The 13,767-nt window shown below is 41.0% G+C and carries 8 protein-coding genes; all 8 read left to right on the forward strand.

Annotation, left to right across the window (positions count from 1 at the left end; translation table 11 throughout):
• Positions 1-258 precede the first annotated feature (258 nt).
• The 8 genes from DFQ12_RS00725 (at position 259) to DFQ12_RS00760 (ending at position 13,569) form a co-directional block, all read left to right on the forward strand.
• Entirely contained in the window at positions 259-828 is a 570-nt protein-coding gene (locus DFQ12_RS00725; RefSeq protein ID WP_120257119.1) for an RNA polymerase sigma factor, read from the forward strand.
• A 76-nt stretch (positions 829-904) separates the two neighbouring features.
• On the forward strand, positions 905-1,888 hold the full coding sequence (locus DFQ12_RS00730; protein WP_120257120.1) for a FecR family protein: 984 nt from the start codon (positions 905-907) through the stop codon (positions 1,886-1,888).
• A gap of 116 nt (positions 1,889-2,004) precedes the next feature.
• Positions 2,005-5,469 carry a SusC/RagA family TonB-linked outer membrane protein gene (locus DFQ12_RS00735; protein ID WP_120257121.1) on the forward strand — a complete coding sequence of 1,155 codons (3,465 nt, stop codon included), beginning with the start codon at positions 2,005-2,007 and terminating at the stop codon, positions 5,467-5,469.
• 72 nt (positions 5,470-5,541) lie between these two features.
• Positions 5,542-7,305, forward strand: a complete 1,764-nt coding sequence (locus DFQ12_RS00740; RefSeq protein ID WP_120257122.1) for a RagB/SusD family nutrient uptake outer membrane protein — start codon at positions 5,542-5,544, stop codon at positions 7,303-7,305.
• On the forward strand, positions 7,296-8,177 hold the full coding sequence (locus tag DFQ12_RS00745) for a metallophosphoesterase (RefSeq protein WP_120257123.1): 882 nt from the start codon (positions 7,296-7,298) through the stop codon (positions 8,175-8,177). Before DFQ12_RS00740 ends, DFQ12_RS00745 begins: the two co-directional genes overlap by 10 nt.
• Before the next feature lie 32 nt (positions 8,178-8,209).
• The gene (locus DFQ12_RS00750; protein ID WP_120257124.1) at positions 8,210-9,481 is read left to right on the forward strand and encodes an RICIN domain-containing protein; all 1,272 of its coding nucleotides are present in this window, start codon (positions 8,210-8,212) and stop codon (positions 9,479-9,481) included.
• Between the two features lie 12 nt (positions 9,482-9,493).
• The gene (locus DFQ12_RS00755) at positions 9,494-10,870 is read left to right on the forward strand and encodes a DUF3472 domain-containing protein (protein ID WP_120257125.1); all 1,377 of its coding nucleotides are present in this window, start codon (positions 9,494-9,496) and stop codon (positions 10,868-10,870) included.
• A gap of 203 nt (positions 10,871-11,073) precedes the next feature.
• Positions 11,074-13,569, forward strand: coding sequence for a hypothetical protein (locus tag DFQ12_RS00760; RefSeq protein ID WP_120257126.1), 2,496 nt, complete (start codon positions 11,074-11,076; stop codon positions 13,567-13,569).
• Positions 13,570-13,767 lie beyond the last annotated feature (198 nt).

The raw sequence follows: 13,767 nt of genomic DNA on the forward strand, positions 1-13,767 counted from the left end.
ATTTGTTTTTTTAGTTTCACTGCTATTCGCTTATCCATTGTTTGCGCAAAGTGATAAATTGATAGGTAGATGGGGTTTAGACTTTGCATTGACTGAAAACAATTCGCTTGTTCCTCTAGATCATCTCTATCCAGAAAGAGATAAAATGAAAATTTACGCAAACGTTTGTTTTAAAGGCTTGACTTTTAATGCGAAAAAAATCCAGTATGTTTGATTAGGAACAGCAATATTATAAGCAATTAAACCAGCAATTAAATTATGAAATCAAAATTGTTGATCAAAGATATTTCAGATTTTGAAATGTTGGTGAATACGCATACCGACAAGCTGACACAGACTGCTTTCTTAAAAATTGGAAACCTGCAAGATGCAGAAGATCTTGTACAGGATCTCTTTATCAATCTCTGGATCAAAAGAGAGTCCATTGTTGTACATGGTCCGGTCTACAATTACCTCTATGTATCCCTGCGGAATAAAATTATGAATTATTTTGCTAAGGCCAAGCTTCGCCAGGATGTGAAGAATAAGCTTGCGGTGAGCCTTGAAGTCGTAGATCTTTCCTTGGTCAATCTTTTGATCGAAAAAGATCTAAACACTTTGTTTTCGGAAATTTTGAGCGAGTTACCTGATCACATGCAAAAGATTTTTAAACTACGAAATGAAGATTTTACCCTCAAGGAGATTGCTGTCGCTTTAGGATTGGCCGAACAGACCGTCAAAGGATACAGTGCAGAAATGCATCGCCGTATTAAAGCCATGTTAATAGAGCGTCATCCCGAATTCGCCCGTTCCCTGACAGTAATGCTTTCTTTTTTGCTGGTCAAATAATTTTTTTAATTCCTTACATACTTTTGATTGTCACCAGCTGTCTTACTAGAAAGAACACATCTAGAAAGGATTACCAGTGGATCAAAACCAGTTAAAAAAACTAATCAAGAAGTACCAGGAAGGTACAGCGAGTGCTGCGGAAAAATTTGTTGTGGAATATTGGTATGAATCCTTGGGACAGCAAAAAACCGAAGATTCAGAAATAGATTTTCTTCCAGACCGCAAAAATCTCAAACAGCGGATTGTTTGGGCTGCTTCTGAATACGTAGATAAGCGATCCACTAACCGACGACGTTTTATATATGTCGCTGTTGCGAGCGTCGCACTGTTTATGCTTTCAACCGTTTTATATCATCAGTATTTTTCACCATCGCAGATTGACCGTCTGATCAAGCCAATCAAAATAGTATATCTAGATAGAGGAACGATATCCACTGGTATTGCCGAACGAACCACAGTCATCCTGAACGATGGTACGAAAGTGATCCTGAATGCCAACTCAGGCATAACGGTCGGCAATTATGACCACCTGCGCGATGTGAAACTCTATGGCGAAGCCTTCTTTGATGTCAAGAGAGATCCGTCCAGACCCTTTACGGTACATGGCGGTGGATTAAATATCAAGGTGTTGGGTACCAGTTTTAATGTTAAGGCCTATCGCGATATCAGTAATACATCCGTATCGGTGCGCACAGGTAAAGTTCAGGTTGACAACAACGAGAAAAATCTGCGCACATTGTTGCCCGATGAAAATATATCTTACGATCGCAAATCAAGCAATTTTAAATTGACCAATGCTGAATATTCTTTAGAGACCTCTTGGCTATCGGACCATGTTAAGCTGGATCAGGCAAGTTTTGAAGAATTAAACCAAAATTTTAAGAATTTCTACGGATTCTCACTCCATACAGCCGATGAGAAATTATTAAAGGATCGTTATAATATTAATTTCCGAAAATCTAAAACAATGACAGCCGCACTGGAAGAGATTCAGTTATTGACCGGAAAAAAAATCAGTATCAAAAATAAGCAGGAGGGAAAAGAGATCATTCTATACTAAAAATAAAAGGGCTCACATAGTGTAAGACCCTTTACAGAAAATTATGGAATCTATCTGACCCGATTCCATAATCGGTTTCATGGATGTAAAACCTTTAATCAATACAAAATTAACAAATGATTAACAAAAAACTAATAATAAAAGAAAAAAGAAGCAACAAATACCTTTCTTTAGGTCTTGGTGGAGCGCTACTGCTATTATCCGGTACTTTTCCCTGGAACAGTACATTTGCACAGGAGAATGCCAAGATCTATAACCAGAACTACCAAAAAACAACGCTACGGGATGTTATCCTGGATCTACAGAAGAGGTCTGGCTCAGATATTTCTTTTACGGAGAGCCTGGGGCTAAAAAATATTAACATAGCCAAATTTGATACAAAAAATGAATCTTTGGAACAAGTCTTACGGAGGTTATTGACACCTTACGGTATTCAGGTAAAAAAGACAGATAGTGGCTTTGTTTTGGCGCGACAGGCACAACGCCAGGTAACACCTATTTCCGGAAAAGTGGTCGATCCCTCCGGTACACCGGTTTCGGGTGCTACCTTAAATTTAAAGCGCACCAACACAAAATTCAAAACCGATGACAAAGGGATGTTTCTGCTAAATTCGATCTTTCCTTCGGATACCTTATCCGTGCATTTTATGGGATTTAAACCAATAGATACTTTAATTAACAGTGATCTCACCGGAGATTTTGTGATTCGGCTGGCCGCTGACCAGGCACGCGAACTTGATGAAGTCGTGGTGGTGGGGTATGGCGTCCAAAAGAAAGTTAACCTTACGGGATCTGTTGCTGTTGTTGATGGAAAACGTTTACAGGATAGACCGGTAAACAACGTTTCACAATCACTTTACGGGACAGTCAGCGGTCTGACCATCGCATATGGTAACAATGGTTTTGAACCTGGCGCTGCACCGTCGGTACAGATCAGGGGCCAAGGTAAACCTTATGTCCTGATCGATGGCACCGCCGGAGATATTAATACCATCGATCCGAATACGGTAGAAAGTGTTTCTATCTTAAAAGATGCCGCCGCTTCGGCAATCTATGGTGCCCGCGCACCCTATGGGGTCTTACTGATTACGACCAAATCAGGAAAAGCTAATCAGAAACCACAAGTTGATTTTTCCATGAATGGAGGACCTACAACCATTATCAATAAACCAAAGATGGTTGATTCCTACACGTTTGCCCGTGCAATGAATGAAATGCATGACAACCAAGGCGTTGCTAGGTTGTTTTCTGAATCCACCATCGATCGGATTATTGCATATATTGATGACCCTACGCTTCCTGAAACTGTCCCTGATGCCAACAACCCACGTAAGTGGTCCACCTATCAATTCTCAAATGGTAATAATGACTGGATAGATATCCATTATGGCAATGGTCGCCGCATGCAGGAAAATCTATCTGTTAAGGGCGGATCCAAGGACATGGCCTATTTTTTGTCTCTCGGACATGCATCCGAAAAAGGGGTACTGAGAATGGTCGATGATAAGTATAAACGCTACAATTTTCAAGCTAAACTCGATGCCAATATCACAGACTGGTGGAAGATCAGCTCCAATACAAGGCTCACAAATGCCGTACGTGACAGGCCTATATATAACGGTGAGGGTGAATATGGCATGATTATCCACCAGATTTTGAGAACGCACCCTGAGGTTTTTCTTAAATCACCAAATGGATATTATTCGCAACTTTCACGTGTGCCGCAGATGCAAGCCGGTTATCAGAAGTTGACAAATAATACGCTGGTACAACGCTTGGCCACAGAAATCAGTCCGCTCCAAAACTGGAAAATAAATGCCGACTACTCGATAGATTATCAGATTTTTGATTATGCCGGTGTTAATCAAGTGGCTTATGAAGATGAAGTAGATGGTACGCTCGTGCCAATAGCACTTACCGTCCCTCCGTATATCGAAAAGATAAAATCCAATACCACCTACAAAGCACTTAATATTTATACAACTTATAATTTAGATCTAGGAAAGGATCACCATTTTACGGTACTTGCTGGTTTTCAGAATGAAATCAGTAAACTGGATTCGATGAATGGCTTAAGAAGGGAACTTATCGTTCCTGATATCCCATCTTTTACAACAGCAACAGGTGAAATGCAGGTGGGCGATGGTCTCACACATTGGTCTACTTTAGGCTATTTTGCACGATTAAATTATAATTATGCAGACAAATATTTGATCGAGGCAAATGTCCGTTATGATGGTACATCCAAATTTGCCCGTGGCAGACGCTGGGGGTCATTTCCTTCCGTATCCGCGGGATGGGTGGTTTCTAAAGAATTGTTTTGGCAGCCTCTACAGGATTATATACCATTTATGAAACTGAGGGCATCATGGGGGAAGCTGGGTAATCAGAATGTTGCCTCCTATCAGGATCTGGCATTATTGGGGGTACAAAGTAACCTAGGCTGGCTTATTGATGGCATGCGGCCGGCATACACCACGGCACCAAACTTGGTAAACCGCTTTCTTACCTGGGAGTCCTCACGTTCAATGAATACGGCGGTCGAACTGGGATTTTTTCAAAACCGCTTGCAGGCTGAATTTGAATACTATCAACGGCTGACCTATGACCGTCTCGGACCCGCGCAGGCACTCCCCGCGGTATTGGGAGCGAATATTCCCAGAGAAAATAATTCGGAACTCAAAACCAAGGGTTGGGATTTTAGCTTGCGTTGGAATGGAAAAATAGGTTCGGATTTTAATTATTCCGTAGCGGCTAATGTTTTTGATTACAAAAATATAATTACAAAGTACACCAATCCAACGGGTATCCTGACAACGGATTACGTAGGCAAAGATGCTGGTGAAATTTGGGGCTATGAAACTGTTGGCCTGATTAAAACCAAGGAACGCGCGGACGAGATCAATGCATCTGGTTACCAAAAATTTATCAATGGGCAGCTCTGGCAGACAGGGGATGTTGAATACCGAGATCTCAATGGAGATGGGGTAATCAATAAGGGCAAAAACACCATAAATGACCATGGTGACCTTAAAATCATTGGTAATTCGACACGCCGTTATCAGTTCGGACTTAATTTAACCGCCAATTATAAAAATGTTGATATCGCTGTGTTTATCCAAGGTACTGGAAAGCGTGATCTATGGTTGGATGGCAATGTATTCTGGGGTTTTAGGGCCTGGAATCAATCCTCCCTGTTCCCGCACCACATGGATTACTATCGGGATACCGAAGGTGATCGCTATTCCGGACTTGGTATAAATACTGAAGCTTATTTTCCGCGGCCTTACAGTAATACCACCCAAGATAGCAAGAATAAGCAAATGCAGACACGTTACCTGCAGAATGGAGCCTATGCACGTCTTAAAAATCTACAGATAGGCTATACCATTCCTCCATTGATGCTCCAGAAAATCGGATTGAAACGGGCACGTATTTATTTTTCCGGCGAGAATATCTATACCTTATCCAAACTCCCTAGCGCATTTGATCCTGAAACAGCAATACTGGGAGAATTTGGGAATGGCAAAGGCATGTTTTCACAGGCAATTTGGGCATTCGGGATAAATATTTCGCTTTAATATCATTTGATTTGAATGTAAAGGTAACTACTTAGGTAGCGAAGGAAAATTATATCTAGCAATTAATAACCAATGAAAAAAATAATAATCTTACTATATACGACAGTCATTTTACTGTTGGTCGGTTCCTGTTCCGAAGATTTTTTGGACAGGCCGCCATTGACACAGATTGAAAACGAAAGCTATTGGAAAACAGCCAAAGACCTAGAGAATTATACGGTTCAATTCTATACAGTATTCCCCGCTTTTAATACCGTCGGCAGTTTTCTCGGTGTGATTGGCTGGGATGGCAGCCGAGGATCTGACGTGCAGATTTCCAGTTCGCCGAGTACAGTCTGGAACGGTACCGAATCGCCGGTTTCATCCGGCGGAAACTGGGGCTGGGGTAATATCCGCAGTGTCAATATCTTTTTCAAGAATTATACGAAATGCAAAGATCCTTTTGAAAAATATAAGCAGTTTTTAGGAGAAGCCCATTTCTTTAAAGCTTGGTTTTATTTCGAAAAAGTCAGGCTCTACGGTGATGTCCCTTGGTATACGGATCCATTGGAGATGGACTCTGAAGAATTATTCAAAGCACGTGATCCACGGACAACGGTAGTGGACTCAATTTTGGCACACCTGGATAAAGCGATTGAATATCTGGAACCTGTGGCTACAGTAAAAGGTAAAAACAATCGGCTTTCTAAACAGGCTGCCCTGCTTTTCAAATCCAGGGTCGCCCTATTTGAAGGCAGCTGGCAGAAATACCACAAAGGTACAGCATTTGGTACAGCTGGCGCTGATCCCTCTAAGTACTTCCGGCAAGCTGCTGCGGCTGCCGAAACGTTGATGGATGCAAAATATGGGATGTCGCTGTATAGCAACAACGACCCCGAAAACGATTACTGTAAACTATTTTCCCTGAAAGATCAGGTTGCCAATAAAGAGGTGATCCTCTGGAAAGCCTATTCGATCAACCGTGATCTGTCACACTCTTTTCAGATCTACGTGTCCGATCGCACAGCGGGGATATCGATGACTTTTGAACAGGTACAGCATTATCTGGGCCGGAATGGTCAGCCATACGATTATTTTACCCTTGGTAAGACTGTGAAAGGCAATGCTTTTTTAGAAAAAATACGGGCTGATTGTGATCCAAGGCTGTCCCAGACGATCTGGACGCCGGGAGCCTTGATGTGGGATAATACCTTTGGTAAAGCCACCTTTAAAAAGCCATTTCTGGACAAATCCGGCGAGGCCTTGAATAATACCGGTTTTCAGATCCGGAAGGGAAATGATCCAAAATCGGCTCTAGCGGGTGGTGGTGTCTCCTGGAGCTCAAGTGATGAAACTGGTGCCATCATCTTTCGTTATGCCGAAGCCTTATTGAATTATGCTGAAGCGAAGGCTGAACTTGGCGAAACAGTCGATTATACCAAATCAATCAATCTGCTCCGCAAAAGATCAGGTATGCCGGATTTTGCTATTACCGACGATCCAAATAAGGACAGGTATGCCGACTATGGTTATAATATATCAGACCAATTAAAAGAAATCCGCCGCGAGCGTACCGTCGAACTTGGAGCCGAGGGATTTCGCTATGACGATATCCGACGATGGGCCGCCCATAAATTACTGAAAGGGAAACGCCCCAAAGGTTATCCATTTTTGGCTTCGGACTGGACGGGCACAAAAATCAACTATAAAGTTGATGCGGACGGTTTGCTGGATCCTTTTGTAACGCAGCTGCCGAATGGCTATGGATTTAAGGAAAACCGCGATTATCTGGAATGTATACCGCTAAATGAAATCACATTGAACAATAACTTAAAACAAAATCCAGGATGGGAATAAAAGTATTTTTGCCATTGCTGTTCATCCTATTTTATAGCATGGTTCAGGCTCAATCTGTTATTAGGATCGGTCTTATCGCCGATCCACAGTACGCAGATAAGGATACCCGTGGGAGCCGTTTTTACCGAAACTCACTTGACAAATTGGATTCGGCCGTCACAGCGATCAACAGGCGAGGGGTGGATTTTACGGTCATGCTTGGCGATTTGGTTGATGTAGGGCCAAAAGATCTGCAGCCGGCGCTTCAGCGACTCAACAAGCTCAAAAGACCAGTCTATAATATCTTGGGAAACCACGATTATGTGGATGTTGATGACGGGGCCCATTTATATAAGTTATATAAAATGCCGAATCCTTATTATACCGTAGAAAAGGGTGAATGGCTGTTTATACTGCTCAATACCAATGAACTTGCCGATTATGCCACTAAGGCGGGATCAGGCCAACGTGAGGCTTGGAAGAAACTCAATGATATACTGAAGACAGCAAAAAGAAACAATGATCAGCCCTGGAACGGAGGCATAAGCGAAAAACAGCTGAAATGGATGGAAAGGCAACTTCACAAAGCCCAGTCAGCATCCAAAAAGGTGATCGTTTTCACACATCATCCCCTGTATCCCGAGAATGGCCTTGAAGCACTGAATAATCGAGAGATATTGGCCCTTATCGAAAAATATCCGGTTGTAAAGGCGGTTATCTCAGGCCATCATCATCCCGGCAATTTTGCAACCTATAAAGGTATTCCGATGATTACACTGGAGGGGATGATCGAAACCGCCGACCAGAATGCTTTTGGTGTTTTGGAGCTCAATGATCATCAGCTGGATATTCATGGAGAAGGGCGGATGACAGCCAGAAAAATTGATTTTTAAACGAAGAAACTTAATATTAAAATATAAAAATTATGAGAAAAACAACATTAATGTTTGGCAAAGCAGTCTGTATGTTTGCCTGTATGACTTATCTATTTGTGGGCTGTCAGAAAGATATTACCCAAATTCAGGAAAACGCGCCAAAAAAAATGGGCAAAGTCAATACGACATTGGCTGGTCCGACCTTTGTAAGTGCGCATCGGGCCAATGATCTGATTAAGGTTGATGAGATTATCAACGAAGGGATTAATAGCCTTGAGGTGGATATCTATGTTGCCAATAAAGGCGGCCAACCAACCTGCCTGATCGGTCATGAAGCCGGAACAGCAACAGGACAGACATTGGAAGAGTATTTTGCCAACCTAAATCAGAAGCTTCCGGGCTATACTTCGCTTTGGTTGGATTGTAAAGACTTGAATAGCGCCACAAATGAACAATTATTTTTAAAGACCTTGAAGAAAATGGATAGCCTTTATTCTATTAAAAATAGAGTGTTGATAGAAAGTATGTATCCAGAGCATCTGACAGGCTTTAAGCAGCTTGGTTGGAAGGTAAGCTATTATTGTAATTGGTCAGATTTGAGCGGCAAGACAGCTGCGCAGCAACAGGTTGTCATGGACGCTATGTACAGCAAGTTGACTACCTATGGAGTGGATGGAATTAGTTACGATGCATCTGTCGATAATGCGATGAAATCTTACTTTCCGACCAAAACCGTTGGCACAGAACGTGTGAAGATGTATGCATGGGCATTATCACGTTATTACGGAGAAGCAAACCTCGCAAGCAAACTGGCAGGGTATTCACATCTTGATATATTATTGATTACATTTTACTCGCCCCAAGGTATTTTGACAGATGGTGCCAATTACAAAATCGTATCTGCATTAACGAAAGAGCCGAGCAAGCTGGTTGATGCTAACGGTAATCCTCCGGTTAATGGTGAAGATGTGACATTATGGACTTATAATTATCCAACAACGTCCAATCAGGTCTGGAAATTGAGAAGTGTTGGAAGTGGATATTATGCCTTGAAGAATGTGGCTGATACGACTAAAGTATTGGAAGTAAGGGGCGGTGGATCTGCAAACAGCACGCCTGTTCAGGTGGCCACATTTGCTAATACTTCGGCACAACGGTGGAAGATTACTTATGTTGGAAGCGGCAATTATAACCTTGAGCCAGCATCTGCCGTAGGCAAAAACCTTGATGTAAATGGATCAAGTACCGCCAACGATACGCAGATACAAATCTATTCAGCGCATACAGGCAACGCGCAGAAATTCAGGTTGGTTAAACAATAAGAAACTGTTATCATGACAACAACTGAAATGGTAAAGATAAAATATCTATATCTATTTTTCACGGTTTTGAGTTTTGCAGGTTTTTTGCTTCTCTCATGTGAAAGAGATCATGCCGTCGAGCATACTCCGTCCGAAATAGTTAGCAAAAAGGGTTCGAGTCTGATCCAGGGAGATAGCAATGATCTGACGCTTGCGATTCCGATGGGCGGGAATGCATTTGTGACCAATGGATCCAGTGGAGCAGAGATTTTTGATAATTCAAATTACGGGTTGCGTAATTGGACTAGTCTTTCGGCTCTGGTAAGTACCTATTTTAAGGTAACACAATCGGGTACCTTACATTTGGGGATAAGAGGCTACGTTACCACGGGCACGAGCGTGGTCCGTTTGACCGTCAATGGACAGAGCTTCGATGTGACCATGACCGGTGGAGCACCCGCAAAAGACTATTATGCAGGTGCAGTGCAGATAGCAGCACCTGGTTATGTAAAAGTAGATCTGCAGGGAATAAGCAAAACTTCGACTTATATCGGTAATATGACCGATATTCTTATCGGTGGTACGGCAGCTTCCTCCGGTCTTACCTATGCGAACATACCTGCAAGCTATTATTTTTCACGTCGTGGCCCTTCGGTACATTTAACACCAAGTCTTCCTACTGGAAATTCCTATGAATGGATGTATAATGAAGTGACTGTTCCCGCTGGACAGGATCCTGTGGGTAGTTATTACATGGCAAATGGATTTGGACAAGGGTATTTTGGCTTTCAGGTCAATTCAGCTACACAACGAAAAATTATATTTTCTGTATGGGATCCAAGCAATGAGGCTGACGGTAAAACTACTGCAGTGAGTAGTGGTACAGATGTGGTGGTCAGTGGTTTCGGTGGAGAGGGGACAGGCGGAAAAAGTAATTGGACATACGACTGGTCAACCGGGACGACATATAAGTTCCTGACAAGAATAAGACCGGACGGGTTAGGAAATACACTGTATTCATCCTGGTTTTATGCTCCAGAGTTAGGAACATGGAAATATATTGCCACCTTTAAGAGGCCGGCTATTTCGACCTACATAAAAGGTGCGTACTCTTTTCTTGAAAATTTCAATAATACGATGGGCTACTTGGGCCGAAAGGGATATTATTCAAATTTTTGGGTTAGGTCAACAACGGGTACATGGATCGAATCAACTTCTTGTAAATTTAGCGTGGACGGTGCAGGTGATAATAATCAGCGTGGCGATTATAGAGGTGGAGTTGAGATCGGTAAGTTCTTTTTGCAAAACGGTGGATTTTTTAATGATTTCGTGGCAGAAAATACTGTTTTTACAAGACCTGCTAATGGTACTGCTCCCAATATAGATCTTAATAATTTGCCCATGAATTAACAATTTTGTAGGTAGTGGTGTTCAATTTGGTGCAACGCATGGATTATTTCATGGCGTTGCACTTTTTTTATTAGAGCTACATTATAGACGATCAAATATCTGACTTTTCGGTATCTCCCCGATACCGCTTACATACAGCTTGTTTTCCTCGGATAGCCTCCTTAGCAGACATACTTTTGCTATACACATAAAAACAAAAGAATATGGCAAATCAATTTTTAATTAAGGAGACGATGACGGCTATGCAGGGTTTATCTGCTGCCGAAATTACAGCATTACAGAACGGAAGTTATGATGGCGTCCAGTTATTGGGCTATTATCAAAAAGGGGATACCCCAGCACCGATTATTTATTACTATTTTAATCCATTAACAGACCCTGATCCAGGACCAAAAGATGAAGGGAGTGTAATTGAAACGGGAGGTATTAAGTTATTTCATGATTTCAAAAAATTTATTCATGTTTCTTATTTTGGAATTATAGGAAACAAGACCGACGATTACACAAATAAAATTAAAAGCCTTTTAATGACGCAAGCGGAAAATACAACTTTTAAATTCAGTGGCCGATATAAGGTTTCTTCCACACTCAACGTATTAAAATTAGGGACAAAAATTATTGGAGATGATCTGGTATTTGAATTTATTGGAGATTTTGATTCTAAATTTATAAGCGTAGAAGCTGACAACTTTAGTGTCCATGGCGCAACATTTGACGCGATGGATAAACAATTGAAAGATTGCTTTATTCATTTAACAGACAACATTAAAAATCCAAGTATCACTGACTGTATTTTCAAAAATGCTTTGGGTATAAAAGCGGGTACGAGTAATGATCAGCAATATGGAGTAATGATTAGTCCTTATGGGGTTAGTAACTTTCTTATTGATCAGTGCCTATTCTCCAATATTAAAAATGATAATACAGGCACTCAAGCAGGAAGTTTAAAAGGATTTTGTGGCGGTATCTACATTAGCGATCCTAGAGTTGATGCGGCTCATCCCAATGCTAAAGTGCAAACTGATTTTGTAACAGGAAATATTTCAAATTGTAGATTTTCCGACATCATGACCAAGTTAGATGATGGGTTATCCCAAAGTGCATACACTTCTTACAACGATGCCGATGGAATCAGGTTTTATGGGGGAGGTAAAGCTCAAAACTGCGATGTAAATATAGATAATTGCTATTTTAAGAATGTCGGAAAAAGGGCTATTAAGATAAGTTATATGGGGAATGTGAAAGTGAATAATATATCCGTTGAAGCTGACGGTCTCCAGTACCAAATGATTTCCCTTATTAAAATTAACAAAGGTACCAGCGTGAAAGGAGTCCGGTATTATGGAAATGGTTCCAGCTTACAAATAGCTTTTCAGAGTGATGATGGTGGAGATATCGTATTGGAAGATGTCATCGTGGATGGATGTGAAGTTTTTTATGAGATTAATCCTTCTTTCCAGTCAGCGGATAGCGAAATCCGCAATATCTTAATAAAAGATATCGTTGTTAAAAATCTATTTAGAAGAGGAATTTTGTCAAACAATGGTTATGCCAAGATCGCTAGGAATATAGTGTTGGAAAATATTTATATGGAAGCGGATCCAGCCCGAAATTCCGTACAAGCACTTAACGCAGCCTTTGGTTGGCAAGAAAATGAAGTATTTATAAAGAACTTCCGAACCAAAAATTGTGATGTCAGAGTTGATGGCGGAATGTTTAATATCGATGGTTTGCATATCACAATTGATAATCCCAATTTTTTGGGTTCTACCAATCCGCTGGGCAATTCCGCAAATGTGGCTTGGAGGAAATTTAACCATATATTGGATTTGGGCGATAATTCATCACATAGAGACAGTGTCCCAATTTTTACCAGTAGTGCATCGATTACTAGGACACCGGTGGCAACAAATATTACGATTGATATTCAAGGTATTTCGGCGAGCTACTTTGATGCTGCTGTTGTTGGCTCAGATTTAAGTATAAATGACAGAAAAGAGCTCGTCAATTTTAATCGGGATAGATTAAAGGTCCAAAACGTAACTTATAAATACGCTGCTCATCTGCCTGCACCATTAAGAGCAGCTATTATTTTCGAAGGTAGCTTTTTACATATAACAGACATCAAACTAGACTCTGAGTCGGGCATGTTTGTTAATACACTTGAAGGTAATACTGCGAAGACCGGAATATTTATATCAGATGTTTTTAATCTAACACAAACCGCTTTAGATAATCCAGTTGTCAGAACCAATCGGATTATCAATAGTAAAATATGTAACGTGTTTTCTAGGGGGATAGGTTCATATCCAGTTGTAAGTTTGGGCTCAGGCAGCAGCGGTAATACCATTTCGGAAATTGTGGGCAATGCTACTCCTTTTAGTGTAGAACTTCTGGGTAGCCAGCCTAATACGAGGGTTTACAATGTATTCAACCAAACGGACTCTTATAGTCCTAAAGGAACTACATTACAGCGGCCTACTACATCGCTTGTGGGGCAAGAGTATTTTGATATCACATTGAATCGACCAGTATGGTGGAATGGCTCTACTTGGGTAGATGGCAAACAATCTGCCGCTTCGCCGGACACAGCAGCAGATCCCAGTAACACTTATATGCCGTCGGAAGTTCAAGCTATATTGGCTGAATTAAGAGATCTAAAAACTAAACTGCGAAGTGCCGGAATACTTGCTATCTGATCTTTTGCTGATTGATTAGTTAGCTTTCCCTCAGTAGTTCCATGAAATATTGTTGTAGGGTAAGAATTAATCTATAATATTAAATTAACTTATTTATTATAAAATTATTGTTTAAACATATTTGAAAGAGCAAATTGTAGGATTTAATTGAAAATATCTAGCTATTTTACTACTATTTATTGCTAAATTAGAGAAACT

Source organism: Sphingobacterium detergens, from assembly GCF_003610355.1.
GTDB lineage: Bacteria > Bacteroidota > Bacteroidia > Sphingobacteriales > Sphingobacteriaceae > Sphingobacterium > Sphingobacterium detergens.

Coding starts and splice junctions, on each gene's coding strand:
- DFQ12_RS00740 (WP_120257122.1), top strand. CDS start 5,542: ATGAAAAAAATAATAATCTTACTATATACGACAGTCATTTTACTGTTG.
- DFQ12_RS00755 (WP_120257125.1), top strand. CDS start 9,494: ATGACAACAACTGAAATGGTAAAGATAAAATATCTATATCTATTTTTC.
- DFQ12_RS00735 (WP_120257121.1), top strand. CDS start 2,005: ATGATTAACAAAAAACTAATAATAAAAGAAAAAAGAAGCAACAAATAC.
- DFQ12_RS00745 (WP_120257123.1), top strand. CDS start 7,296: ATGGGAATAAAAGTATTTTTGCCATTGCTGTTCATCCTATTTTATAGC.
- DFQ12_RS00725 (WP_120257119.1), top strand. CDS start 259: ATGAAATCAAAATTGTTGATCAAAGATATTTCAGATTTTGAAATGTTG.
- DFQ12_RS00760 (WP_120257126.1), top strand. CDS start 11,074: ATGGCAAATCAATTTTTAATTAAGGAGACGATGACGGCTATGCAGGGT.
- DFQ12_RS00750 (WP_120257124.1), top strand. CDS start 8,210: ATGAGAAAAACAACATTAATGTTTGGCAAAGCAGTCTGTATGTTTGCC.